This is a genomic window from Bradyrhizobium sp. 147, from assembly GCF_023073935.1.
Classification (GTDB): domain Bacteria; phylum Pseudomonadota; class Alphaproteobacteria; order Rhizobiales; family Xanthobacteraceae; genus Bradyrhizobium.
The window spans coordinates 108030-132573 of the sequence record NZ_JADPKL010000067.1; the positions used below are offsets into that span (position 1 = coordinate 108030).

The 24544-nt window shown below is 59.2% G+C and carries 25 protein-coding genes and 1 pseudogene; 4 read left to right on the plus strand and 22 right to left on the minus strand.

The features are described from left to right. Positions 1-476 precede the first annotated feature (476 nt). Entirely contained in the window at positions 477-1022 is a 546-nt protein-coding gene (locus IVA87_RS15145; RefSeq protein WP_247334060.1) for a hypothetical protein, read from the plus strand. Between the two features lie 206 nt (positions 1023-1228). Continuing rightward, positions 1229-1294 (plus strand): RMD1 family protein, encoded by a 66-nt coding sequence (locus IVA87_RS15150; RefSeq protein WP_247334087.1) that lies wholly within the window; start codon positions 1229-1231, stop codon positions 1292-1294. A gap of 1008 nt (positions 1295-2302) precedes the next feature. Here IVA87_RS15150 and IVA87_RS15155 read toward each other — a convergent pair. The 9 genes and pseudogenes from IVA87_RS15155 to nifH form a co-directional block, all read right to left on the minus strand. Then, the gene (locus IVA87_RS15155; protein ID WP_247334061.1) at positions 2303-2737 is read right to left on the minus strand and encodes a hypothetical protein; all 435 of its coding nucleotides are present in this window, start codon (positions 2735-2737) and stop codon (positions 2303-2305) included. A gap of 250 nt (positions 2738-2987) precedes the next feature. Then, positions 2988-3176 carry a hypothetical protein gene (locus IVA87_RS15160; RefSeq protein WP_247334062.1) on the minus strand — a complete coding sequence of 63 codons (189 nt, stop codon included), beginning with the start codon at positions 3174-3176 and terminating at the stop codon, positions 2988-2990. 206 nt (positions 3177-3382) lie between these two features. Then, positions 3383-3679, minus strand: coding sequence for a ferredoxin family protein (locus IVA87_RS15165; RefSeq protein ID WP_247279062.1), 297 nt, complete (start codon positions 3677-3679; stop codon positions 3383-3385). Positions 3680-3720: 41 nt separating this feature from the next. Further along, positions 3721-5028 (minus strand): FAD-dependent monooxygenase, encoded by a 1308-nt coding sequence (locus IVA87_RS15170; protein WP_247334063.1) that lies wholly within the window; start codon positions 5026-5028, stop codon positions 3721-3723. A 10-nt stretch (positions 5029-5038) separates the two neighbouring features. Beyond that, the gene (locus IVA87_RS15175) at positions 5039-6151 is read right to left on the minus strand and encodes an electron transfer flavoprotein subunit alpha/FixB family protein (RefSeq protein ID WP_247334088.1); all 1113 of its coding nucleotides are present in this window, start codon (positions 6149-6151) and stop codon (positions 5039-5041) included. Between the two features lie 1147 nt (positions 6152-7298). Continuing rightward, a complete protein-coding gene (gene nifW / locus IVA87_RS15180) occupies positions 7299-7631 on the minus strand; it encodes a nitrogenase stabilizing/protective protein NifW (RefSeq protein ID WP_247279060.1) in 333 nt (110 codons plus the stop codon). Between the two features lie 118 nt (positions 7632-7749). Then, positions 7750-8897: pseudogene (locus IVA87_RS15185) on the minus strand (homocitrate synthase); the annotation flags it as partial. A gap of 579 nt (positions 8898-9476) precedes the next feature. Then, positions 9477-10205 carry a nitrogen fixation protein NifQ gene (locus tag IVA87_RS15190; protein WP_247334064.1) on the minus strand — a complete coding sequence of 243 codons (729 nt, stop codon included), beginning with the start codon at positions 10203-10205 and terminating at the stop codon, positions 9477-9479. 66 nt (positions 10206-10271) lie between these two features. Next, a complete protein-coding gene (gene nifH / locus IVA87_RS15195) occupies positions 10272-11162 on the minus strand; it encodes a nitrogenase iron protein (RefSeq protein ID WP_026233535.1) in 891 nt (296 codons plus the stop codon). Between the two features lie 522 nt (positions 11163-11684). Here nifH and IVA87_RS15200 point away from each other — a divergent pair. After that, positions 11685-12239 (plus strand): peroxiredoxin, encoded by a 555-nt coding sequence (locus IVA87_RS15200; RefSeq protein ID WP_247334065.1) that lies wholly within the window; start codon positions 11685-11687, stop codon positions 12237-12239. A 257-nt stretch (positions 12240-12496) separates the two neighbouring features. Here the strand turns inward: IVA87_RS15200 and IVA87_RS15205 are convergent, their stop codons facing one another. From IVA87_RS15205 to IVA87_RS15265, 13 genes are all read right to left on the minus strand, one after another. After that, positions 12497-12949, minus strand: a complete 453-nt coding sequence (locus tag IVA87_RS15205; RefSeq protein ID WP_247334066.1) for a hypothetical protein — start codon at positions 12947-12949, stop codon at positions 12497-12499. 117 nt (positions 12950-13066) lie between these two features. After that, entirely contained in the window at positions 13067-13330 is a 264-nt protein-coding gene (locus IVA87_RS15210) for a hypothetical protein (protein WP_247279056.1), read from the minus strand. Positions 13331-14043: 713 nt separating this feature from the next. Continuing rightward, entirely contained in the window at positions 14044-14181 is a 138-nt protein-coding gene (locus IVA87_RS35385; RefSeq protein ID WP_247448739.1) for a hypothetical protein, read from the minus strand. 135 nt (positions 14182-14316) lie between these two features. After that, positions 14317-14676: a hypothetical protein gene (locus IVA87_RS15220; protein ID WP_247279055.1), complete on the minus strand. Its 360-nt coding sequence runs from the start codon at positions 14674-14676 to the stop codon at positions 14317-14319. Between the two features lie 11 nt (positions 14677-14687). Further along, positions 14688-14927 (minus strand): nitrogen fixation protein NifZ, encoded by a 240-nt coding sequence (locus tag IVA87_RS15225; RefSeq protein WP_247279054.1) that lies wholly within the window; start codon positions 14925-14927, stop codon positions 14688-14690. Then, on the minus strand, positions 14924-15244 hold the full coding sequence (locus IVA87_RS15230; protein ID WP_247297548.1) for a nitrogen fixation protein NifZ: 321 nt from the start codon (positions 15242-15244) through the stop codon (positions 14924-14926). The genes IVA87_RS15225 and IVA87_RS15230 overlap by 4 nt, the downstream gene beginning before the upstream one ends. A gap of 1116 nt (positions 15245-16360) precedes the next feature. Next, positions 16361-16585 (minus strand): 4Fe-4S binding protein, encoded by a 225-nt coding sequence (locus tag IVA87_RS15235; protein ID WP_247297545.1) that lies wholly within the window; start codon positions 16583-16585, stop codon positions 16361-16363. Positions 16586-16602: 17 nt separating this feature from the next. Next, positions 16603-18159, minus strand: coding sequence for a nitrogenase cofactor biosynthesis protein NifB (gene nifB, locus IVA87_RS15240; protein ID WP_247334067.1), 1557 nt, complete (start codon positions 18157-18159; stop codon positions 16603-16605). Positions 18160-18802: 643 nt separating this feature from the next. Next, positions 18803-20914 carry a prolyl oligopeptidase family serine peptidase gene (locus IVA87_RS15245; RefSeq protein WP_247334068.1) on the minus strand — a complete coding sequence of 704 codons (2112 nt, stop codon included), beginning with the start codon at positions 20912-20914 and terminating at the stop codon, positions 18803-18805. Positions 20915-21394: 480 nt separating this feature from the next. Beyond that, positions 21395-21616, minus strand: coding sequence for a putative nitrogen fixation protein NifT (gene nifT / locus IVA87_RS15250; RefSeq protein ID WP_247279050.1), 222 nt, complete (start codon positions 21614-21616; stop codon positions 21395-21397). After that, complete coding sequence (gene nifS, locus IVA87_RS15255) at positions 21613-22806, minus strand: cysteine desulfurase NifS (RefSeq protein WP_247334069.1); 1194 nt, start codon at positions 22804-22806, stop codon at positions 21613-21615. Before nifS ends, nifT begins: the two co-directional genes overlap by 4 nt. Before the next feature lie 18 nt (positions 22807-22824). Continuing rightward, positions 22825-23118, minus strand: coding sequence for a NifU family protein (locus tag IVA87_RS15260; RefSeq protein ID WP_247279048.1), 294 nt, complete (start codon positions 23116-23118; stop codon positions 22825-22827). 39 nt (positions 23119-23157) lie between these two features. Further along, positions 23158-23478 carry an iron-sulfur cluster assembly accessory protein gene (locus IVA87_RS15265; protein ID WP_247279072.1) on the minus strand — a complete coding sequence of 107 codons (321 nt, stop codon included), beginning with the start codon at positions 23476-23478 and terminating at the stop codon, positions 23158-23160. A 327-nt stretch (positions 23479-23805) separates the two neighbouring features. Here IVA87_RS15265 and IVA87_RS15270 point away from each other — a divergent pair, with 327 nt between their 5' ends. Further along, the gene (locus IVA87_RS15270; RefSeq protein WP_247334070.1) at positions 23806-24396 is read left to right on the plus strand and encodes a hypothetical protein; all 591 of its coding nucleotides are present in this window, start codon (positions 23806-23808) and stop codon (positions 24394-24396) included. The last annotated feature ends 148 nt before the right edge of the window (positions 24397-24544 follow it).

Consider the following 24544-nt stretch of genomic DNA (forward strand, 5'->3'; position numbering starts at 1 on the left):
TGACGGTTGGAAATGGCACTTCACCTTCGCCACCCTCGGTCCATTTGTAACGTCCTGTTTTCGCCAGATCGGACCGGGTGTGCACTCCGCCTTCGCTCGGTCATTGCGACATTTCATAGCAACAGCTATGCCAGCGCCGCTGCGGCGGTTAAGGCTCTGATTGCCTTGAAGCATCCGGCGGCGCGCAGGATTCGTCGTGTTCTGTAGCCGACATGCTCTGGAGGAAATTGGACACACATCGCGGCCAGTCTTTGGTCAACCTGTGCCGTTTCAGACAATCATTTTCGCTCGCCCATTGAAGCGGAAACTCCTGACGCCGTTGGCGCGAAGACACCGGTTCGGCATCAATCTTGCTCGACCTTGTTTCGAGGACGACGCCTATGGCGCAGCCAAATGTTTGGCGGCCCCGGGTCGTCGAAATCCTCCAAGAGCTTGCTGGGTCGTTCGATTGACCTTGCGGCCAAGCATGCACGAACATGGAAATGGCGACGCACCCATCCAAACTTGGAGTCGGAATTTTCTGGATCGCAGCATCATCTCTCAGCGACGCGCCCGGCAAATTCCGCTGCACCATCTGCGACGAAGTTCTGGACGTGTTTGAAGGTCCCGGGAGACGCTATCGTGTCGCAGTCAAACCGGATGCTAAAGTGAACATGGATCAACTTACGTCCGGTAAGCCTGCCGTCTCCGATCAGACGGCGGCTGCCTCGATGCTGAGCATTCGCGCAGTCATGCTGGGCGATCGCATCAGCCCGTCGGCTCTCGAAATCGGAACGCTAGTGTCCTCGACGCCGATCGCTTTCCGCATTCATGCGGGCCTTGTCGTGATCTTCCGCTATGGCGTTGTAGTGCTCATCGGATTGTCGCCCTCGGAAGGAACCGCTCTGATCGAAACCCTGATATCGCGGGCCATCGGTGAACTCAGCTGCTATGAGGAGGAGAGCGCGCAGGCGCAGCTCTGCAACGACCAGAGCGCCGAGGTCATCCTGCCGGGCGGGCGGATTTTGTCTCAGAGAATTTAGCGACGATCGGCTGCCGATCGCCGATAGCTAGCCAAGAGCACGGCGCTGGAGCGAGATAAGTGCCGTGTCGCCGCGGTGTTCGACGTGGTCGTACCCTTTGCACGCGAACTAGCCGAGCGCGGCCGGACGCCGCGGGCCGCAAGGGCATTCTCTAACTGATCGGCAATGCGCTCCTGGTCCAGCAGCACGTCGCGGGCCGCGTCGCCATTGCCGAAAAGCCCGACGCACTCTGGGAGAAGCCGGAACTCGAGCGGCTCTATTCGCGTCTGTAAGACGAATACGAACTGAAGGAGCGTCTTGAGATGCTTAAGCGCTAGCTGTCGGCCATATCCGGAACGGCTAACGCACTGACGGACATCATCGACACACGGCGCTCGCTGCGTCTTGAATGCGTTATAGTCGTGCTGATCGTGATGGAAGTTGCGATCGGATGCTTTCAGATTATTACAGCAGCTCACTGAGTGCGGCTGGCCGTAGCGCGTGAAGGCGCCTTCGTGGGGTTTGAGCGGGCCTACTGACCGACCTGACCAAGCGTTGACGTGGGACGCGCCGTTCGGCCGCACTCAGCTGCGGATTTCGGCTATGTCTTCCGTGCTCGTGGACGCGAGGTTCGGCGAAATCCCGGTGCGCTCGCGAACACAGCAAATAGCCGAGGCGAGTTCGTTTCCCGAGGATCGAGCAAGGATAGGGGGTGTATGGCAGACGCGCGGCGGAGCGTTCATGTCGACGATCCAGCGTCACCCAAGAAGGCCGTTTTGCCCAATTTGCAGCGGGCCGCCACTCAGCTTCTCTGCTGTTCTCGACTTGGTCGCGGAATACTTGCCAGGCCTCCGCCGCCCAGGCGCAGCCAGCGACTACCGAAACAAGGTCGGTCGATTTCACCAGGACGCCTCACTGAGTTGAGCGACTGCCTTTCGCCGCTTTGCCACATCGCCGCGGCTCGGTCGACGTGTCCTGCCGTGATTTCCCTTGCGTGGCTGTTAGCGAACGGTTGCATGATCCGCCAGCGCGAAAACGCGCGCTGCAACTGGACATGAAAGCTCAGAACTGCGGATCTGCCCTCGCGAACGCGAAGGTCGCCGAGCTTGACGCGGCCGGGGCTGCGACCGGGCGTGCATAGCGGCTCCGCGTCAGCGATAAATACTAAACGGATGACAAAGGAACTACGCCGCGAATTTCGACGCGGTTTTGAGCTCGCAAGCAGGCGCCGAGATTTTCTGACGTCCCCATCCGCTCTGGACATTCCATCTGCAGGACTGTCCCTCAAAGCGCCTGGACACTCACGCGCCCTCGGCAGCTCCTCTCAAATCCGCTTCTGAACCGATCCCGGCATGGCGATCCTTCGCTGGCTCGTTCAGGAGCCCGGCGAGCCTGAGGCCCTCAAGGACTCCTTCGAGCCGCTGTTCGCGAATGATTGCGGCCAGCAGCGAAACGGCCTCCTCCCGATCGACGGTGAAGCAGATGTCAGGCGCTCGCTCAACCAACAGGTCCAGCAGGGTCGGAAGGTCAGCAACGTGGTGGCGTAGGGTCGAGACCACATCATTCGCGAGATAGGTCGCCAAATCAGCATTCGGCGGCGGATCAAAGTCCAAGTCGACCTCGGCGCGCTTCTCGATCGCATGTCTTATCAGCTCGCCCTGCCGTCTTGCATTCATCGAGAGCATGAACACCGCATCCGCGAGGTTCTCGCGCGGCAAGCTTCTCAGTTCGGCCATGCAGGCCCGAACGTCGCCGACCGAACTCTCACAGCGTGCCTCTGCTCGCCGCGCGTTAGCGGCTGCCCTGCTCTTTTGTAATCGAACCATCGTCATGCTCTCCGGCCGATCATATATCCCAGCGATACAGGCGAATGAAAGTGCAAACTTGTGTGCTGCATGCGCGCAGCCCGCCTGACGAACGCGCAACCGCCGGTCGCGCGAAGGAGTCACAAAGCGCTAATTCTGTGATCCGCTCGTGCCTGTCTGTCTACAAGGCGCTCGTGGCACGTTCGTCGGGCCGGCGGCGCGAAGCGAAGTCCTGCTTCGAGCGTTCCGTTTGTAGGTGATAGGCAGCGTCGCGAGGCAGTGGCGGCAGGCGGATCGCCGCGAACTCCAAGGAGGACGAACCGGCCAGATATTGGGGAAGAGAAGCAGGATCCGTCGACAGATCCGACATGGACGACCTAATCCGCCAATGCGCTGCGCCCTGTTTCGGATCCGCTCGCTTTGCCTATCTCCGGGGCATATTATAGCGATGGCAAGGCCCCCCCGGTAGATGCAAACATTGGGACTCGATTGAATCAGGTGAAATCTCAACTTCGCGCGTGATTTGGTTGTATGGCGAGAACGCCGCAGCCTGCCAATCAGCCCTGCCCCGAAGCTTTAACCAAATTTGAATAGCACACCGTAACCGCCACGTGGGTAGCTCCACTCGATATCGCCACTTTCTTCGCAGATCACCCGGCAGGTACCGCACTCGATACATCCGTCGACTGTCACCTCAACATGACCTTTATCGCTGAGCTCGTAGCACCGTGCAGGGCAGGCCTTCAGCATCGATAAGAGCCGCGAGGATGGTGTGGTGTGCGGCCGCACCTTGATATGGGCACGGCCGGAATCAACGAGATAGCGGTTGTAGAATAGTTTGTCCTCGACACGTCGGGATGGCTCGCTCGGCATTGTTTCTGGCTCCGTCGTTCGTCGTTGTCTTTGGTTTGTGATCACCGCCAGGCCCGGGCAATGCGCAGGGCATCGCTGAACAGTCCACTCCACGACCGCGCCTTGATGAACGAGCTCAGCATCAGCTTCTCTTTCTCAAGCTTTGGTGTGCCGTCGACGCGCACGTAATCCTGCATCGCCTTGGAGAAGAGCTGCGGATATGTGAGAAAGAAGTTCTGCGAGTGGGTATGCATCAGTGCCGGCATATCCTTGTACTTCTTCAGGTCCTTGATCACGAACGAATCATTCAGCAGCTTTTTGTAAAGCGAAAGATTTTTGGCCGTCATCGGATCATTTCGCGATTTGATAAGGCAGATCGCTTCCGCGGCGATACGGCCCGACGTCATCGCCAGATTGGACCCCTCGCGATGGATGGCGTTGTTGAGCTGGGCGGCGTCTCCGACAACGACCCAGCCCTCACCACAAAGCTGCGGGATCGCCTTGTATCCACCTTCGGGGATCAAATGCGCGGAATATTCCTTTACTTCCGAACCCTCGATCAACGGCGCGACGGACGGGTGACGCTTGAACCCCTCGAGCAGGCCGTAAGGCGTCTCGCCGGTACGCTGGAAGTCGGCAACAAGACAGCCGATACCGAGCGATATGCATTCCTTGTTGGAATAGATGAAGCCCATACCGGTCATGCCGCGGGAGATGCTTCCGGCGGCTTCGATGACGAGCCCCTCGTCGCCTTTTAGATTGAAGCGAGCATCGATTGTCTCGCGCGATAGGAAATGCATCTCCTTGACCGCGAGTGCGACCTTGTCCGGTTTCGGCCGCGTTCTTAAGCCCGCACCCGTTCCCAGCACTCCGTTCACCCCCTCGGCCAGCACGACGACATCTGCATGGATTTTACCCCCATCTCGATCTGTGCGCACCCCGACGACCCTCCCATCGGAATCCTGGAGGAGCTCGGTCACCGTGGTCTCGCACAGCACCGTGGCGCCGGCCTCGCGGACCTTCTGCGAGAACCATTTATCGAACTGGGCGCGGATGATGGTGTAGCGGTTCGGCTTTTCCTCGTTGAAGTCATCGGAGCGATAGTGAATCCCGGTGTGCGAACGCTCGTCCACGATCCAGAAGCGTTGCTCGACGAGATGCCGCTCAAGCGGTGCATCTTCTCGGAAATTCGGGATCAGCTTCTCCAGCATATCGGCATAGAGGATGGCGCCTTGCACGTTCTTCGACCCCGAATACTCGCCGCGCTCCAGCTGCAGCACTTTTAGGCCCCGTTCGGCCATGATCAGCGCTGCCGCATTCCCGCCCATGCCAGCACCGACGACGATCGCGTCGAATCTTTCCTCGATCATACAAGCTCCCCTATCCAGCGATGCGGTCGTGCGAGTGCGGCGACAGCTGCGCGCGGAATGCAGAGGTCAATGCGGGCAACAGTCGAATGGCGTCGGTGACGATGCCGATGTGGGCGAAGTCGAAGATCGGGGCGTTCTTGTCGGTGTTGATGGCAACGATGAGGTCGCCCCCCTCCACGCCAACGCGATGCTGGATCGCGCCGGAAATACCGGCCGCGATATAGAGCTTTGGCCGAATGGTTTTCCCGGTCTGGCCGATTTGTCGGTCCGAGGTGACCCAGCCCTTCTGGACCAGCGGCCGCGAGCAGCCATATTCGGCGCAAAGCACGTCCGCGAGCTGCTGTACCAGTTGGAAGTTCTCAGGCGACCCCAGACCGAGCCCTCCAGCGACGACCACGTCGGCATATGCGAGGTTGGACTTTTTAGAATCGCGGTCTGGCAGGAACGACAGCACCTTTGTGACGATATCTTCTTCTACAAGCCCGAGCGGATGCGAGATGACGCGCCAGACCGCGCCGGTCACGCGCTCGGGCATCGGCATCACGCGCGGACGGACGGTTGCCATCTGTGGACGGTAGTTCAGTGTGTAGATCGTGCACAATAGTGAGCCGCCAAACGTCGGCCGGGTCGCTGCAAGCGAGCCGTCGGCATCGACATCGAGTTCGGTGCAGTCGGCAGTTAGGCCGGTGAGCAGTGTGGTGGCCACTGAACCGGCGAGATCGCGGCCGAGTGTAGTTGCCCCTAGGAGTAGGATTTCCGGCTTGTACGTATTGACCAGCTCTGACAGGGCCTTGGTGTAGGATTCATTGCGATAATCGGCCAAGAGATCATCCGCGACGATATAGGCGAGGTCGGCGCCGTAGCAGAAGGATTCGGCGACCGCCTGCTGCGTTGTCTCCCCGACTGGGCCGATGACAACCGCGGCGAGGTCAACGTTGAGCTTGTCGGCAAGCCGTCGGCCGGCACCCATCAGCTCCCAGGAGACGGGGTGTACTATCCCGCGTTCCTGCTCGATGAAGACCCAGACGTGCTTATACGCTTTGAATCGTTCGGGCAGCTCCCTCTTGGTCGCCGCGCGACCACCACCCGCGGCCGGAGCTGCGCTTTTGGGTGCGGTGCTCATCATCTGTACTCCCATCCGTGTTCAGTAGCGGCTCGCCAGCGAAGCGTGCTCCGCCTCCAGCTTTGACTTCGCGGGTGAAGATTGCTTCAGTTAACGTTCGGCCGCGTGCACGCCCTCATTTTGTCAACACCGCCTGGCAGCAGCGCGGGGCCGAGACACCCATTGCTGGACTTTTGTCGACGAGCCCGGAAGCACGCGCTTCGGGTTCTTTCCGGGTTCGGCATTCTGGGGCCACCATTTGGCAACTAGTGAGGCGCGCAACCGCGCGGTCACGCGAGCCGATCGATTGCTCCCCCTCATCTTGGAGATGCAACCGAGCTGGAACAGATCGAGGACCTACGTGAGGCTCGGCTGGCGCCATTGTCGGCCGCGAGCTTGCCGGTGAAAACGCGATCCATTACTCTGAATGCCCTCGCAATCTTGCCGATTGCAGCGACACGCCCGCAACTCTTGGCGAGGGCACAAGGGCCGGCGGTGAAGCCGCCCGTCAACGGCGCCGCGCGGCCGGCGCTGGAGAGCAAGGTGTCCCGCCGGGAAGTCTCGGCCATAGATCGGCCAACGGGAGTGATTTCGTCGACGAATCTTTGGCGCGGATCAAGCGCAGCTTTCAGCTCAGCCAGGCCGGAATATGCAACCATCGCTTTGGCGTCGTGACGCATCATGATGCCGGCAGGCAGCGCGCGCGAAACTGCGCGGCGTCCAAAACAAACTCGATGCGGACCAAGATGTGCATTCGCTTCTCCAGACTAGCTGAGCATATGTCAGCAATTGTCGTACCAATTGCGCAGACGGTGAAAATTGACCGCCAATACAGAATCTTACTGAAGGAAATCGGATTGGCAGCCTCTCACGAGGATCGGAACATTCGAAACCGTGCTGACCCGTGTCCGGAATGCGACAGAAGACAGTCATCCGAACCTTGCTGCGCTTTCCTCGCTAAATATGCGCTCCCCGCTGCCGGCGTACCATTGCAGGAGATAGCTGCACCATGAGACCAGCTTGAAACGACGGAAATATCCGGGCTGAGCCGTGATTACCTTAAGGAGCCGAGTCCAAGCTGCGGATCCGCGAGGCCCGTAACTGCAACTTGGGTCGTTGGCAGGTTCTCTGAACCTTCACGCTCCAGAGCACGAGATATAAACTCAATTCACTCCAAAGAACCGAGCTGCACCAATGCTGGATGCTTGTTCGGTTGTGGTGCGGCCGCATCCTTCAGGACCTTGAACACGCGCTGTTCGATCGGGGAGGACGTGACGAAGTCGGCATAGGCGCGCTCAAGCGTGGCCTTGCAACGCGAGGCGATGTCAGGATCTGATGCACCGGTAAACTCCTCGCCGGCGAGATATTGACCCATGCGACGAAGGATATGAAGCCGCGCCACGTCGATGATTTTCGCATTGTACTCGACGCCGAGCAGTGCAAAAAACTCCTCTGCCGCCGAGGCCTTGTTCAATTGCGAAAGGATCCCGTCCGTCGTCATTTTCAACCTCCATTAGATCCGCGCCGAGAAACCGTCCTGGCTCGAATGTTCCAACCTGATCGCGCGATGCGCATTGCTGACCACCCGATCGCCCTCGGTTGACGAGCGATCTCTCGTGAATGTCGCGCCAGATCGCCACCACCGTTTTCTGGGAAACTGGGCCTTTGTGCTCGATGGCATGCTTGCTGACGCGCGCGAGAATGGTTTCGGTTTGCTCGGCGGTGACCGAAACCTGCAACTCGGACAAGAGCGAAGTGATAGCGGCAAGGCCTGAATGCTTGCCGATCACAATGCGGTGGGAGCGGCCGAGTAACTCCGGGTCGAGCGCTTGGTAGGTGGGCCGGTCTTTTTGAGAGCCCACGTGGATGCCGGGTTTATGGGTAACGACATGCTCGTCGACAATCGCCTTGTTGAGCGCAATGGTGCGGCACGCTGCGGCTGCAACGGCGGCCGCGAGCTTGTCCAGTTCAGATACCAGCACGCCGGTATCACGGCCGTAGAGCTGCCTATCTGCGACGGCAACTTCCTCCAGCGGCGCATTGCCGGCTCGCTCGCCCAGTCCAATGACCGTCACAGAGGCGTGCGTCCCACCGGCCTTGATCGGCGCCAGCGTATTAGCCGTCGCTAGCCCAAGATCGTCATGGCCGTCGAATTCGAGCTCGAGATCGGTGCTGGCGCGCAGTGCGGCCACGAGCGCGAAGGACGCGTCGGGATCGAGCACGCTCAGCGTATCTGCGACACGAAAGCGCCGCGCGCCGGCCGCCTTGGCGATTGCGATCAGGTCGATCATGAAGTTGACATCGGCACGCGAGGAGTCTTCGCCCTCCACCGCGACATACAGTCCCTTGTTGCGAGCATAGGCCACGACGCGCATCACCCGCTCCAGCGCGGCCAAGCGGCCGCCACCGAGTTTCGCCGCAATCTGCACGTCGGACGATGGAATCGATAGGCTGACCATCGAAACACCGGCCTCGATCGCCGCATCGACGTCCGCGGGTTTCATCGGCACCAGCCGATGATCGTGGCCGCAAGGCCCGCTTCGGCGACCGCTCGGATCGCGGTAATCTCTTCCTGACCCATCGCCGGCGTTCCGGCCTTGATCTGCGTGACTCCGGCCGCGGCCAGCGCACGCGCGATCGAGACCTTTTCCGGTGTCGTGAAGGCCACGCCGGGTGTCTGTTCGCCGTCGCGCAAGGTGGTGTCGTTAAGGACTATGGACCTCGACCGATCTTTGTCGGGCCCGGTAATTGCGGCGGCGAACGCCATCAGCGGCTCCGTATGTTTATTCCGGAAGCTGTTCAGCAACTGCTGTGCCAACCCGCTCGAATTCCCAAGAACCTGTGAATGACGCCGAATTTCAGATTAGTCGGGTGTGTCGCAAATCCGACAGGGTGGAAACGGCGGAGCGCCAGGTTCGGTGCGCTTGCGACCGAGCTGAAGGCAGGCGCCGAGCTTGGAAGCTTGCTAGCCGGCCAACGGTTCGGGCCTCACCTCAAGCTACAGCACTTCGGGGAAGACGCGTGCATTCCGGCGCTTAAGAAGATTTTTGAGCCATCGGGTTCGGTCCAACCACAAGTCGGTGTTCGTAAATAAGTTCAGCGGGGCGCGATCAAGAGGCGGATGTTGGCGTCGATCATCGCGTCAACATAGAACATCTCGGCGGTAAATGTGACGGTCGCCTCCGCCAGTTATCAAGCCGCGATCATCAGGCGCCGCCGCGTCCTGCTTAGGCCGCCTGCGCGAAGTTGTTTGTGTCTTTTAAAACCCGTCTCGTCATGTGACAGCTAGCCGAAAGCTCGTCCGATACACCCGGACTCGCGCCTGGAGGGGGCATCCATTATGAGCTCAGTCTTGCGAACTTGGGATGGCTTGGACTGAGTCATCGAGACGACGCAGATGATCCCGCCGGCGTCCGGCCATCCGGCTCTCCCCGCTCTCCTCGCCGAAGCAAAGATCAAAATCATTGCATTCCGTGCAGACCGGCGTGGTACACACCACCAGACCGTCATCTTCGCATAGCGTGCGATAGAAGAAGCGCTTCCAGCGCATGTTCTTGGTGTTGCGAGCCGCCAGCGGCCCGAAATGGCGCATCAGGAGGCGGGACAATTCGTCCCGCTCCCGCAGACCGAGATCTTCCCACAGGTGATTAGGCTCCATGGCGCGCCGCGCGATCATCGTCGCGAGCCAACCGCCGACCTCGCCATGAGTGGAACGTTGCGCAAGCAGGAGGTCGCGCACCATAATCGTCTCGTCAGGAGCCGGTAACGCGGACTGTTCGCGCCAGGTACAACTCCTGACTGGGGTGGATGGGAAGTATTGCACCAAGAGCGCATCGAGCTCCTGGTTAGTCAAGCCAGCCCGTTCGGGAAGTTGGCCGCCATCCATAGCGGATGCGGCGAGAACGCAAGCGAGCACATGGCGATCGAAATCGTCATCGTCGCTGATGTCGACTTCTGTTGGATGGCGCCCGGTCAGAAGCCCGTAGAGCTCACTTGCGTCGCGCTGCTCGGCGATGTGAGCTGCTGATACAGGAGATGACATCGTATCGGCCAATTTGCTTTGTGTGCCAATCATGAAGGTCCCCCAGCTTCTGAGTGGACGATGTCGGCCTTCCCCGGTCGAGAAGGCCGACAACATCAACTATGCCGAAACAGCGGCGAGCTCGGCGGCGGTCTTGCCGACCAGGCTCTCGTCGACAGGCTTGATGATGCCGTGCTCCATGAGCATATCCTCGAGCTCGTCCATGCTGATTGGCGTCGGGATGGCGCCTTGTCCCGCATTGTTGTGGATCTTGGTCGCGAGATTGCGATAGTGATCCGCCTGCTTGGACTCTGGCGCGTATTCCAGCACAGTCATGCGGCGCAGCTCCGCGTGCTGCACGACATTGTCTCGTGGCACGAAGTAGATCAGCCGGCTGCCGAGCTTCTTGGCAAGAGCATCTGCCAGCTCCAGCTCCTTGTCCGTCTGCCGCTCGTTGCAGATCAGGCCGCCGAGGCGCACGCCGCCGGAATTCGCATACTTCAGAATACCCTTGGAGATGTTGTTGGCGGCATACATCGCCATCATCTCGCCGGACATCACGATGTAGATTTCCTGTGCCTTGTTCTCGCGGATAGGCATCGCGAAGCCACCGCAGACAACGTCGCCGAGCACGTCGTAAGAGACATAGTCGATGTCCTCATAGGCGCCATTCTCCTCCAGAAAGTTGATCGAAGTGATCACGCCTCTTCCGGCGCACCCCACCCCCGGCTCTGGACCGCCGGACTCGACGCATCGAATGTCCTTGTAGCCGAGCTTGATGACGTCCTCGATTTCGAGGTCCTCAACGCTGCCGGCATTCGCCGCCAGACTCAGAATGGTGTCCTGCGCTTTGGCGTGCAGGATGAGGCGAGTCGAGTCCGCTTTGGGATCACAGCCAACGATGAGAATCCTTTGACCCAGCTCAGCAAGAGCCGCCAGCGTATTTTGCGACGTTGTCGATTTACCGATGCCACCCTTGCCATAAAACGCGATTTGTCTCAGCGAAGACATGTTGCTCTCCATCAACCGATTGCCAATTTTTCGCGCGGAACGCGCGAGGCTGTTTCTCTCTCTCAGAAACGTGGGCACACGGGTTTCGGGAAGGAGGCCATCGCTCGCCATCGGCGTCGGCGTGCCCTCAGCCCTCACTCGTTGTTGCTGCATCCAGTTAGCAACTGGCGTGCCATTCGTTCGCACGCGCGTTAAGCATCTGACTAGGCTCGACTAATAGCGCAGCGTCCGAGACTGGATGCTGTGGCGGACCCGACAGCGGCAAGAGCTCTGAGACAAACCCGACAAAGCCGGCGCGTGGATTCCACTACGAGTGCCGGGCGAAAGAGCGCGGAACGGGGAATGCCGGGCCAAGTCAATTGAGGACCATCCGGTGCAGATGGGGTTCGAGGACACGCCAGCATCAAAGGCGAATGTTCCACGACCGGCATGATGGGTACTTGCCGGCAGATGGGTGGCATATCGCTTGCTTTGCCAGTCGCGGAACGCTGTTTCCGTGTAACGCGATGTTGTGAGGACAATATGCCTGGAATTGGAAGTAAGTTGCCGCCGTTCGACATCACAGGCGTGAAGCCCGGCTTTCACCTGCAAGAGGAGAACGGGCAGAGCGCCTTCGAGACGCTGACTGAGAGGAGTTTCCCCGGAAAATGGAAAGTCATCTTTTTTTACCCGAAGGATTTCACATTCGTCTGCCCAACCGAAATCGCTGAGTTTGCTCGCCTGTCCAAGCATTTCGCCGATCGCGATGCAGTCGTGCTTGGTGGCTCGACCGATAACGAGTTCTGCAAGCTCGCCTGGCGGCGTGAGCACAAGGATCTGCACCGTCTATCGATCTGGCAGTTTGCCGACACCAAGGGCGCACTGGTCGATGGCCTTGGAGTGCGATCGCGTGATGGCATCGCGCATCGCTACACCTTCATCGTCGATCCTGAGAACACGATCCAGCATGTCTATGCGACAAGCCTCAATGTCGGCCGCAGCCCGACTGACACGTTACGCGTTCTGGATGCGACACAGACTGATGAGCTCTGCCCTTGCAACCGCGAAATCGGCGGCGACACGCTTAAAATTGCCTGAGGCAACATATCGAAAGTGCAGCAAGGAGCAGCTCCCGCATTCGAAGGACGTCAGATTCAATCGTTGGTCGGATACCAGATGAGACGATCTTACCGCAAATGCGGCCAGCTGCTAGCGAGTGCGGCCCGCAATTCAATTCTCATTGCCGACATGGAGTCTGCCGCGGCCGCCGCGCTGTCCGCGCGCGGCACTCGCGGCGGCGAAATCGACGGTCTCGATGATAACGATGAACAATGTTCACCACTGCTTTGCTCACCTCACAACAAATCCCGCATACAAGAGGATGCCGGCGCGGCTCCGCATGAACATACAAAATGCTTGTACGCTTCTGCGCCTGCTGTCTGCACATCTCCTGCCGGACTACCTATGTTGTCGCCGTAGGCCGGATCGCGGCTATTCCCTTCTTTCTGCGGCTTGCCGGCCGGCAGCATCATCAGAGCGATCTGCGTCAGCCGCCGGCCGCTAATGCTGTAGGCCGACGATGTCGGCCCCGGACTCGGAAAAATGGTGCCAAGCTCCCTCTTGGGGGCAACTAGGTTCCAGTCGCCGCGCCTCGAGAAGTATGGAGGCAGAGGGAGATGGCTCAGCGCCGAATGACGTCTACCGGCCGAGATGATGATCCGCCGGCACGCTCGCGGACCGTGTTTTCCCAGCTCAGTAAATCTATATTCACGATGTAAGCCGCTCAGCAAACCGGTCAGCTCGTTCATCGCGCGAGCTGCTCCTCGGGCGCAGGGACCTGAAAAAGATCAGGTGGCCCGGCGGTCGTAAGCCGCCTGGCCGTCTCGATCATCACGCCGGTCAATTTCCGAACATTCACGCGTATCTCAGCGCTGGTGACCCAAGCCAATCCCCAAGGTACGTGCTTTCTGTCTTAGAGAGCCCTCGGATCGCTTCATAAGCTTTGAAACCCTAGCTACAGGGGTGCGGGCCTTTGAGTGCGCTTTGAGCAGCTTGACGTCATCCTTACTATACTCTTTGCGCTTGGTGCTTTTTGCCACGTGTTCTCCGATTTCGCTTTGCACATTTGCCTGCAGCGTCTTGCTTTTGGCGAAGACGCAACTGCTTCCCATTACCATATCAATGGTCATCGACAACTATTCAAGCGGATTTTTCTCTTCGAGATAAGAACTGGAACTACACGCGAATTTGTCCTCTGTCCTCTGGATCTTTATCCGCGTGACAAACCCGATTTTCGACGTGCACGTCAGCCCCTTCAACATGGAAGCAAGCCATAGAGAAGGGACGCTCGATGCGTCTTCGAAAAACAACTCGAAAAGCGCTTCTTGCTTGAATGCGCCGACTTCACTCACCAATTTCGTAGTATGATATTTCCAGGCGCCAATACTATTGATGGAGTAGCGCGGATCGGCCGGGACAGTCGCACTGCCTCACTTTGCGCGCGCATCAACGGGCCTTCACGGCGAGTGCACGGCGTTACCGCGCGAAGAGCAAACGTCTTCTCCTATTTTCTCAAGTCCTGCGGACTTAAGGGCGAGTACTCACAAAGCCAAATCTTGCAATGCCTGACCGTTACTCCTCGTCAGCTGATCGAGCACGGTTCGCTCATCCCCATTTGATCTACCGCAGTATCCTCGGTGTAATAAGCCACGTTGAGATACCCAGGCAATTCCGCCCTCAGCGAACACTTCTGCGAGACCATCGCCTGCCCCCGTCACATGGACCCGATGAACGAGCGAGCGACCTGATCGTGATATTTCCCGGGCCGGGCACTACGGCATGGCAAGCAACCCGCGGGCCTAGCCGTCCTGTGTGAGCTTGGCACCGGAAGGCGATTGCTTGATCATGACTTGCCAGAGCGCTTGGCCAGCACAATGCCGGCGGCGCGGTGTGGATCATTCGTGATCTGTACACAGTGATCTCCACTGTCGAGCAGATGCAGGTCGAACTTTCCAAGCCGGCGGAACGGACTCTGCGTCATGTCGGACGCCTCGCAAGAAGGCAAGATGTGGAACTTTCTGCCGGAGCGTCAGGCAGGGCTCAGAGGCTGTATCAATAGCGGCGAGCGTCTGCTCGATCTCTGTCAAGTCGCCTTCGAGCACCATCTCCACAATCCTTATTGCCAGAACAAACGTTCAGGGTCGGCGTTCAGAACCGCTGTCGCCAAGCCAAGCCGTTGATGGGTCGAATGCCACTCCCAGACGCCCTTGCGGTGATCTTTGCGGAGCAGCTGCCATGCCGCCCCAGTCCTATCGTGGTGCAGCAGCGCGACGTCGACGAGGTCGCCCTCCGCATTGATATTGCCTGAGCAGCACGGGCTCTCGACCAGATAGCCGCCAGCAACCGCTGTCACCTTTGGCGAGACATATCGGTAGTGCTCGCGCTTCGTCAGCGCGCGCACGATCCGCCACCGGTCGAGCTCGTTGGGATGCGCAGGCAATCCGGAATGATGTCGTCTGATGATTGCGGCGTTCATTGCGCGATATCCTAGACTGCAGAGATTTCTGCCTCGAGGCAGCCAACCACCAAGTGCTTGCCGAAGTCGACCATATAAATGGGTAGGTTCGCTTCCGTATGGCGACCGACCTGGACGATCTCACCAATGTACCCGACGCTGACCAGACACTCTTCCGCCGACGCGCCGGGAAAGGAACCGTCGTTGAGCAGATCGATTGCCGCCTTGACACGTTGGCCTGACCGGTATTTTGGCGATCTTGGTTCGATCATCGGGGTGCCGCTCCTGGCAAGAACGGCTCCTCGCCTTCGTGGCTTGGCGTGACTAGATCGAGCTCCTTGCATTTCATGCCGACGCGGTTGCCGGAGCCGAGGAATTCGACTCCATAGATATAAAATTGTTGCAGGAACGTGCCGATCGAGATGACATAGCCAAGCTCGCCTTTCTTGACCAGAACCTCACCGATGTCCTTGCCCACATAGGTGCCGTCGTTACGGATGGTGCGGTTGGCCCGCACGTTGTCACCATAATCAAAGAAGGGGGCGTCCGTCAGCTCGACGATGTCACTGTCACGGGCGATGTTGCTCATGCTGCCGTCCCTGTTCCATAGTTCAATTGTACCGCGCCTTGCAGGCGCCCGGCCTTACGGACCACCCTATCATGATGCTCGATCAACCCCCTCCATTCCCGCACGGCGGCGCTTGCGATCACGGATTGCATGAGCCTGTCGGGGTCCCGGTGCAGCAACATCAACGCCCGCAACCTAAACTCCAGATGCTCGAGACTGTCGTGGGCCCATGGTTGATGTTGAAGAAGCCATCGACGCGGCACGCGCGTCTGCCATCGAGGGAGGCGTGCTTGAGCCGGCGGCGAGGCGCGTGCTTCAGCGCGGGATGCGCACAGCCGACAGAGTCGACCTGATTACCCCGGCAACCGATGGCATTGTGGACGTCATCACTCACGGTCCCGCCCATACGCTCGAGCGTGCCCAACAACACCTTGGCGCCAGCCCTGTCCGCGGGGCAAAGCCCCAGCAGTCTCCCGACAGCTGCCGTCCTTCCCCAGTTGCCCGAGACGCATCTGCAAGTCGGCAATATGCGTCGAGCGAGAACAGGAAGACCCACACGAGGTACTCTCATAGCAGCCGAATTCCGGCTTGGTGGCGCCCACCGCACCAGTGGCAAGAAATTCGTTTCCGCATCACGTGATCCGGTGCGAACGCCTTGGCGTGGCGCAGGTGTACTTTCTGCACTTTCATCGAGGTGATAGGATAGCCCTGTCGCCCTGGGATGATGCTCGGCTGAGTCGACACCGTGCGACCAAGACAGGACTCGGCGAGGACGCCCTCTTTCGGATGACCAACTGAAGAAGGCCTCGGGCATGAATGTCGCCTGATCAACAATGGCTGCAGGTGCCTGGATTGATGTCGCGGAAGACGCGTCCGCTCTTCGTGGGCCCATCGGCGAAATCGATCCTCCACGCTCAAGACGGAGGCCTTGGGGCCGACAGGAATAGCTCGACGCGCTCCCGCCGACGTGCTCGTCGCTAGAATATGACTTGGCAACTTGCGAAAACGTTTGCGACCAGGGCCAGCCGTCCACCTGGTCAGAGAAGGCGAAAGCCGCGACCGGCGCCTCGTCAAGGCGGAGCATCATCCGCCCGAGTTTCTGAACCTTTAGTGTCGTAGTGACATCCATCGTAGCCCTCAAGCAGGCTCCTGGTGACGCGGCAGTGCCGTGTCGAGCACGCATGTATTGTCAACCGGGCAAACCGCCACGCATTGCGGCTCATCAAAGTAGGCGGCGCACTCGGTGCATTTCTCAGGATCGATCAGGAAAACGCCGGCTCGCTCGGAAATAGCGAAGTTCGGGCACTGCGTTTCGCACGCTGAACAGCCCGTGCATTGCGAGGCGATGATCTTGAACGGCATTGTCTGAACCCATCCTCTCAGGCGGCGGAAATCAGCGCATTGCGGCGGGCCGCCGGATCGACCCGCTCAATGTGCTTGATCTTCCCCTCATTGACTTTATCGAGATAGAGTTTGAACCAGGCGATCGCCGAGCCATCAATGAACTCGTAGGCATACTGATCGACCGGTTCGATTCCGGCCTTGATCAATTCGGCCTTCGGGCAGCCGCCGATCTTTGACACGAACACGGCATGACAATCGTTGATGGCGCCGATGGCGATTTCGAGCTTGCTGTCCTCGCCATCGCCGCCCTGGCAATAGGGATGAATAGGACGATGACCAACGAATTTTGCGCCTGAAGTCGAGAGCTCGTAGATCTGGAACTCCTTGGCATGACCGAAGTGCTGGTTGATCAATCCCGAGCCCTTGGTTGCAACCGCCACCAGCACCTTGATTTCGCTGGACGCGCTGGCGAGCCCCGCAACCTGCTCCTGCTTGGCCGCAAGCTTTGCAATGCGCGCCTTCTCGACTTTGGCCTGATCCTCCTTTCGGGCCTGCTCATCATATTTGATGTCCATGGCCATGATCTTTTCCATGGTGAACTCCGCGCCGCGGTCCTCCCCGAGTAGTCCGACGGCGTCGGCGCGGCACTGGCGACAGTGACGCATCATGTTCATCTCTCTTTCGCAGCTATCCTGCAATGCTGTCACTTCCTGTGCGGTCGGGCCGCGTTGCCCGCTGAGACCGAACACGGTGCCGTGCTCGGGCGACGATATCAGCGGCATCACGTTATGCAGGAAGGCGCCGCGCGACTTCACGGCCTTGTTAACCTCAACCAGATGCTGATCGTTAATCCCGGGAATCATCACCGAGTTGACTTTGCAAAGGATGCCGCGCGCGGTGAGCATCTCCAGGCCCTGGAGCTGCCGATTGCTGAGGATGCTTGCAGCTTCAATGCCTGTGTAGCGCTTGTGGCGGTAAAAGATCCAGGGATAGATCTTTGCGCCAATATCGGGATCGATCATGTTGATCGTGATCGTCACGTGATCCACCTTGAGTCTTGCGATCGTGTCGACATGATCAGCTAGCGCCAGGCCGTTCGTCGAGAGGCACAGCTTGAGATCTGGCGCGAGTTTATTGACGAGCTCGAACGTCTTGAATGTCTTGTCCGGATTCGCCAGGGGGTCGCCAGGGCCAGCAACGCCGACCACGCTCATCTGAGGGATCGCGGAAGCGACCGCCAGCACCTTCTTGGCGGCCTGCTCCGGCGTCAACTTCTCGCTGACAATGCCGGGGCGCGATTCGTTGGCGCAATCGTATTTACGATTGCAGTAATTGCACTGAATATTGCAGGCGGGCGCGACCGCGACATGCATGCGGGCATAATGGTGGTGCGCCTCCTCGCTGTAGCAGGGATGGTTCTTCACCTTTTCCCAGACCTCATTTGGCACATTGCCGATGCCGGCCTGAGATCCGCAGCTCGCCTTGCCGCTTCCACCGACCGTACCGCAGCTCTTGTGCTTAGCCATGACTTGCATGGTCTCGCTGATCTCGCCGCCGCCGCAGGATACCTGGTGTTGCGCTGAAGTACTCATTTTTCCAATTCTCTTCGCAAGTCGAATCCTTCCAGGCAAGCATCCCCAGAATCGTTTCTGAAAAGCCAAGAGCAACTGGCGTGCCATACCTGCCAACAAACGAATTTTTTGGTTCGCTTCAAGCAGTTAGATAACGCCTGCTCGAATGTCCGTTTTATCAACTCATGTTGGAAAGCTGACAGAGATTGCGATCACAAGAGCGCTGGCCGCGCTATGATGACGGCGGGTACGCTGCTTCATCTATGCCCTTGGGCCAAGAGCATGGCGGCTGGTGTCGTTGAAAGTTGATCTTGTCGCCGAAATGTGACGCGTATGCAAAGCACAATCCGCAAAAGACGTTTCCGGACGCTTTGAAGGACAACTTGAACCGGCGATCCTACGTAGATGCAGACAAGAAGCAGCCCCCCTGTTGCCGACCTATGTCGTGAAGATCACGCGGGCCCCTGCCCTGACACTCCGGAAGGCATTGTCGGGGTGAAGAGAAAACGCCGAGTGGCCAGGGTGCCGACGGCCATGAATTGGACCGTGCGTCCAAACGTTGGTTGGCATCTCGAAAAGGTCGTGCGGGTTTGGACGCCGATCAGATTCGTAAGGCTGCAGCCGCCTCGGTCGACATCGCACGAACTGCCGTCCAACAACTACACTACGTCGCTGACGTCTCGGTATCCAGCCAGCCGATCCTGCTCTTCAGGAAACGCAGGCCCAGCACCAACAAGCTGGCGTGCTCCCTGTTGTCCTTGCCATAGCCGTGGCCGCCGGCGGCATGCTCGTAGAAATAAGCCTCATAGCCCATCGCCTGCAGCTTCGCTGCCATTTTGCGCGCATGTCCGGGATGGACGCGATCGTCCCGCCGCCTGGTGGCCATCAGGATCGGTGGATAGGACTGCCCGGGTCTTGCGGCATGATAGGCAGAATAGGTCTTCAGCCACTCCCACTCCTCAGCGTTGTCGGGATCGCCATATTCGGCGAGCCAGTTCGCCCCGGCGAGCAGTTTGGTGTAGCGGCGCATGTCGATCAGCGGGACGGTGCAGAACAGTGCGCCAAAGAGCCCGGGATATCGCGTGAGCATGTTGGTAATGAGGATGCCGCCGTTCGATCCACTCTCGGCCCCGATCCGCTTGGCCTGTGTCACGCCGCGCTTAACGAGATCGGCGGCGACGGCTGCGAAATCGTCATGCGACAATCTCTTGCCGGCCAGCCGGCCGGCGTCGTGCCAGCGCGTGCCGAACTCACCGCCGCCGCGCAAATTTGCCTGAACCGTGGTGCCGCCGCAGTGAAGCCAAAGCTTACCGAGCGCGGAATTGTAATACGGTTTCACGGAGATCCCAAACCCGCCATATCCGCTCAGATGGACCGGCGCGTTGCCGGTCTGTCTGACCGGGCCGGTCTGTAGGTAGGGAATTCGCTCACCGTCGATCGAGATGGCCTCGTGCCGCGTGACCACGCAGTGCTCCGCGGCAAACGTCTTCGGCGCCTGCTTCAGCACGGCGGGACTGCCAACGCCCCGCTCCATCAGGATGAGGGACGGCGGGGTGAGCGGATCCTCGACGTGAGCCAGCAAGTCGCCATTGCTCTCGGACGGATTGCGATCGAGAGACCAGATGTCGACCACGCCAAGATCAGGAAGCCCGCCCAATTGCTCGCGGATCCAGCCATGATCGGATGGCGTGCAGATCTCGAAGACTGGCCGGAGTTCGTCGAGAATACAAAGCACAACTTTGCCCGCACTCCAAAAGAAGCTCTGCAGCGCACGGCGCGGCCCCGGCTCGAAGAGAATCTCGAACTGGCGGCTGCCCGCCAGGAATGCCGGCAGCGGGATGACGAGCACCGTATCCGCGGCATAGGTCTGCCCTGCCACAGACCAGGATTCGCGCGGCTTCAGGGCAAGCCAGTTGCGATGCGACCGCATCCAGATGTTACTTGGCAAGTCGAGCCTCGTCTTGGCGCCCGTTTCATCGCCCAGCCAGACCACGCAATTGGAGACGTCTGTCGCATCGAGGAACCAGATCCTGGGCGGCACGACAGTGTCGTCAACACTGCAACCGACGGACACATGAGCGGCCTTGGCCTCAAAGATCACTGCCGCTTTGTCAACATGCATACCACGCCGCCACAGCCTCACCGTGCGCGCATAGCCGGTGGTCGCGGCCATGCCATCGCCATGGGAGCTTAACAACACCAGCGTATCGGAATCGAGCCATACGCCGCTGCCTTTGGCTTCCGGCAAGATAAAGCCATCGCGGATGAAGAGCTTCGTGTCTGAATCGAATTCACGCAAAGTGACGGCATCGCTTCCGCCGCGCGATAGACTCAAGATCCATCGCGAGTGATTTCCAGGCGGTGCGGCCGTGGCATTCAGAAGCCAGTCTTTGCCTTCGCTGACGGCAAGTTGATCGAGGTCGAGCAGAATGTCCCATGACGGCTTCAGCGTGCGATACTCTTTCAGAGTGGTTCGCCGCCAGAGGCCGCGTGGATTAGTGGCGTCCCTCCACAGATTGTAGAGATACCCGCCGCGCCGGCTGACATAGGGGATATTGTCAGGTCGGTCGTAAATCGCTGTCAGCGCATCTCCGTCTCGTTCGGCTGCGGGTCCGCCAAACACCTCCAGGGTTCTGCTATTCTGCCGCTCGACGAAGTTCAGCGCCCGCGCGCCTTCGATCTGTTCCAACCATAGATAGGGATCATCGTCAGGAGCGGAGGGCGTTGGCCTTCCAGTTCGCGCGCCATCGACGCTCCTTGTCTGACCATGCTTCATTTACAACCTTAGTCTTGACGCGTAGTTCGACTGATTCAAGGATTTGCATCGCGAACGTTGCATCAAGATTTGCAAGCTACGAGCTGGCCCGAGATTCAATCCTCTCGAAAATGAATCTTGCGGAGTTGCAGCAATTGGCCTGACGCTGTTAAGATGTGCGGAATGCAACGACCGGGCTGGCGATGTCAGCACAATGGGCCCTCGCGAGGGCCTTCCCACCAACGCCATCTCGTTGGCCCAACGCCTCAGTGCTGGCCTAGGCCGAGATATTGCGTGTGGCACCGCGCGTCGGCGCCTTCTTGGTTCCCAAGAATGCTTCGAGCGCTTCCGGAGTCATCGGCACGCTCGGCTGGAACCTTCGGTCACGCCAAGCCAAAGCCAGAGAATGATGTGGACTTCCTCGCAGGGGCCAAACCGCTTCGCCAAGAATAGCTTCCGCATCCGCCGGTTTGGCGAGGTTCTGTGGAGTCTTAGCATTCATCATTCGGTTGCCTCGCCGCCGCGCTTCTTGGCGTTGATAGTGATTGGAAGGATGGTGTCACTCGCCATCGCGGGTAGGTCGAGCACCCAGCCATTCGCGATTCGAATCCAACCACCCCACAGCGTCTCGTGCTCACATTCGACAATCGACTCCTCAAGATCCTTCTTGGGCACATAAATCGAAAGCCCCGTCTCGGGCGAACGGCGAATCATGACCTTCATAGGAGCTCCGCAGGTTGTGATCTCTCGCCCGCGCGCTCCTGACACGCACGCCACAAGGCTCTCTGTTTGGCATTGATGTCCGCCAGGACTTGCAGGACACGATCGATCTCATCCGCCGCCGTCTCGCGCGACAGCGAGAAGCGAACCGCACCGCGCAAAAAGGCCGGTGGTACTCTCATCGCGCGCAGGACATGGGACGGCTCCATCGAGCCGGACGCGCAGGCTGAACCGAGTGAGACGGCAATTCCGTTGCGGTTCAGGTGGTCGACGATGGCCTCTGCTTCGAGATGCTCGAATGCAATGTTAGACGTATTTGGCAAGCGGTTCTTGATATGACCAAGCACGATGCAACAGCCGAGAGCGAGAATGCCTTGCTCCAGCCGGTCGCGAAGGACGCCTATCTGCATCTGCTCTTGTACGAGGTGTGCCGCAGCGAGTTCCGCCGCCTTGCCGAGCCCAATAATGCCCGGAACGTTTTGGGTGCCAGCTCGGCGATGCCGCTCCTGTGCGCCGCCGAAGATCAGCGGTCGGAACTTGATGTCCTTGCGCACATACAGCGCGCCGATCCCCTTCGGACCATGGAGCTTATGGCCGGAGAGCGACAGCATGTCGATGTCCGTAGTCTTCAGGTCAATCGGAATCCGCCCGACCGCCTGGACCGCGTCGGTGTGAAAGAGCGCGCCGACTGAGCGCGCCATCCTGGCGAGGGATTTCACCGGAAAGATCGTACCGGTCTCATTATTGGCCCACATGACCGAGGCGATTGACGTGCGCCTCGACAATGCGTTGCGATAAGCCTCGATGTTCAATCGGCCGCTTGCATCGACCGGAATGACATGGGTCTTGATTCCTCGTCGGCCCAGCTCCTCGGCAAGGGACAGCACGGCTGGATGCTCAACGACCGTTGTGACGATCTCGTCGCGCCCCTCCTGCACGGCGAGCGCGGACAGGATCGCTGTGTTGTCGGATTCAGTCCCGCCCGACGTGAAGACGATCTCGTGATCGAATGCCGCGCCAACGAGGGCCTGCAGCTTCTGGCGCGCTTGCTTCAATGCGGGCGCAACCTCAATGCCGAATACATGCGCGGACGACGCATTGCCGAATTGCCCAGAGAAGAACGGCAGCATTGCCGCGACCACCAAAGGATGGGCACGGGTCGTCGCGTTGTTATCCAGGTAGATCGGCCGCACGGACTGTCCGCTCTGCACTTAAGGCCCCACTTTGGCAGCTCCGGGGAGCGGGATCAGGCGGACGAACTCGCCGAGCCGCACGATCAGGCGCGCTTGAATGGCCGCGAGCGTCGTTCCCGCAAGCTTGCATAACATGCAGGCGCCGGTGAGCCTGACCATGATCTTGTTGCCTTCGATTTCGACGAGCTCACAATCCCCACGATCACGCCTGAGCCTTGGCCGACTCTCATCGAGCACGGCGCGGACAATCCGCTGGCGATCGGAAGGCTCTGCAGTCGAAGATTGCTTCGTTCGTTCAGCCTTCAGGCCCATGTTCGATGCTCCTTCCATTGCGAATGGTCCGAAGGCGGCTCAGCTGAACGATTTGCCGCAGGAGCAGCTCGATTTGGCATTTGGGTTATCGAAGCGGAACCCTGATCCTTCGAGCGACACCACGAAGTCGATCGTGGTGCCGTTGAGATGCGCCCGGCTCGCCTTGTCGACGAAGACTTTGATCCCGTCTTGCTCGAACACGGGCTCATCGGAGACCGGCTCATGAGCAAGACCCATTTTGTATGTGAACCCTTGGCAACCGCCGCCTTCGACCATGACCCGCAAACCGCTTGCCGGCTGGGCTGTCGAGGAGATTGCGGCCTTCAGTGCGTTGATGGCGCTATCCGTTAGGTTGATCATTTCTGGCTCGCTCTCAGTTTCTGTCGCGAGGCACAATTCGCAAATCCCATGCCAGTCGAGATGCAGCTGAAATCAATTGGTTTTGCAGGCGGCGACCATACGATTTGCGACCTGTCGGCTTTGCGACAGGCGGTTTTCCGGCGTCCCGACCTCATCCGGCCGAGACCTCGTGATGGTGCCGGCACGTATTCATGCACATTGCGCCAAGCCGCCGCTTACGCTGTGCGTCGCTGCAGACATAGGCGCACGGCAAACAACTTGCATAGGGTTAGCGGACACGCCGCGTTCGGCGATGAATGTACACGACAGATTGATGAGGAGCCTTCCATGACGTCGATCGACAACACCGCTCTTGGCCAGTTGGACAAGGAGGGGCGGTTGCTGAATGCGGTGCTTAAGAGCGAGACAACGAAGTCGGGGCGATTTGGATTTCGGGGCGACATCGCGCTGAAGTTCCAAGCCCAGCTCGCCGACGAAAAACGACCGCCGGACTATTCCATCGAACAAGTTCTTGCAATCGCGCAGGAAGGCGAACCGACCATCCCAGTCCTTGCCGGATATCTGCATTCCTTCGCCTATCTACCTCAGGCCGCAAAGGTTCTGGATGGCAGGCTGAGCCCCAAAGGCAGCTATTTCATGTTCTGCAACAACATTGATCTGCTCGCGAAGTACCGCACTAAGATAGGCGACATCACCTTCCGCATTCTGCCTTGCGACGAATCAACTGTATGGAAGGAGATGATGGACCTCGCCGGCGTCGACAAGAATGACATCAAGAAGCTGGGTACGGCCGGTAGGCTCGACTACTTGCTCGACGCGGCCAAGGACATCGGTGGATCATACACGGAAATTTCATACGAGGACGGCCTGGCCAAAATGGAGCCGGTGAAGAACAGAAGCGAAAACCGCCCCGTCTGAGGCATCGCCTCAGACCCTCTCTCTCACCAGCTCGACGAGTATGCCGCAGAGAGAGTCACTGCACCCGCTTCGCCGGGACTGGCTCTGACAAACCCTGGTGATGGACTTATCGGCCTACCTTTCGGGAGAGAACACACCGCCACTCTGC

Coding starts and splice junctions, on each gene's coding strand:
- IVA87_RS15145 (WP_247334060.1), top strand. CDS start 477: ATGGAAATGGCGACGCACCCATCCAAACTTGGAGTCGGAATTTTCTGG.
- IVA87_RS15155 (WP_247334061.1), bottom strand. CDS start 2,737: ATGGCCGAACTGAGAAGCTTGCCGCGCGAGAACCTCGCGGATGCGGTG.
- IVA87_RS15160 (WP_247334062.1), bottom strand. CDS start 3,176: ATGTCGGATCTGTCGACGGATCCTGCTTCTCTTCCCCAATATCTGGCC.
- IVA87_RS15165 (WP_247279062.1), bottom strand. CDS start 3,679: ATGCCGAGCGAGCCATCCCGACGTGTCGAGGACAAACTATTCTACAAC.
- IVA87_RS15170 (WP_247334063.1), bottom strand. CDS start 5,028: ATGATCGAGGAAAGATTCGACGCGATCGTCGTCGGTGCTGGCATGGGC.
- IVA87_RS15175 (WP_247334088.1), bottom strand. CDS start 6,151: ATGAGCACCGCACCCAAAAGCGCAGCTCCGGCCGCGGGTGGTGGTCGC.
- nifW (WP_247279060.1), bottom strand. CDS start 7,631: ATGACGACGGACGGGATCCTTTCGCAATTGAACAAGGCCTCGGCGGCA.
- IVA87_RS15190 (WP_247334064.1), bottom strand. CDS start 10,205: ATGATTGGCACACAAAGCAAATTGGCCGATACGATGTCATCTCCTGTA.
- nifH (WP_026233535.1), bottom strand. CDS start 11,162: ATGTCTTCGCTGAGACAAATCGCGTTTTATGGCAAGGGTGGCATCGGT.
- IVA87_RS15200 (WP_247334065.1), top strand. CDS start 11,685: ATGCCTGGAATTGGAAGTAAGTTGCCGCCGTTCGACATCACAGGCGTG.
- IVA87_RS15205 (WP_247334066.1), bottom strand. CDS start 12,949: ATGAACGAGCTGACCGGTTTGCTGAGCGGCTTACATCGTGAATATAGA.
- IVA87_RS15210 (WP_247279056.1), bottom strand. CDS start 13,330: ATGACCATTGATATGGTAATGGGAAGCAGTTGCGTCTTCGCCAAAAGC.
- IVA87_RS35385 (WP_247448739.1), bottom strand. CDS start 14,181: ATGACGCAGAGTCCGTTCCGCCGGCTTGGAAAGTTCGACCTGCATCTG.
- IVA87_RS15220 (WP_247279055.1), bottom strand. CDS start 14,676: ATGAACGCCGCAATCATCAGACGACATCATTCCGGATTGCCTGCGCAT.
- IVA87_RS15225 (WP_247279054.1), bottom strand. CDS start 14,927: ATGATCGAACCAAGATCGCCAAAATACCGGTCAGGCCAACGTGTCAAG.
- IVA87_RS15230 (WP_247297548.1), bottom strand. CDS start 15,244: ATGAGCAACATCGCCCGTGACAGTGACATCGTCGAGCTGACGGACGCC.
- IVA87_RS15235 (WP_247297545.1), bottom strand. CDS start 16,585: ATGCCGTTCAAGATCATCGCCTCGCAATGCACGGGCTGTTCAGCGTGC.
- nifB (WP_247334067.1), bottom strand. CDS start 18,159: ATGAGTACTTCAGCGCAACACCAGGTATCCTGCGGCGGCGGCGAGATC.
- IVA87_RS15245 (WP_247334068.1), bottom strand. CDS start 20,914: ATGAAGCATGGTCAGACAAGGAGCGTCGATGGCGCGCGAACTGGAAGG.
- nifT (WP_247279050.1), bottom strand. CDS start 21,616: ATGAAGGTCATGATTCGCCGTTCGCCCGAGACGGGGCTTTCGATTTAT.
- IVA87_RS15260 (WP_247279048.1), bottom strand. CDS start 23,118: ATGGGCCTGAAGGCTGAACGAACGAAGCAATCTTCGACTGCAGAGCCT.
- IVA87_RS15265 (WP_247279072.1), bottom strand. CDS start 23,478: ATGATCAACCTAACGGATAGCGCCATCAACGCACTGAAGGCCGCAATC.
- IVA87_RS15270 (WP_247334070.1), top strand. CDS start 23,806: ATGACGTCGATCGACAACACCGCTCTTGGCCAGTTGGACAAGGAGGGG.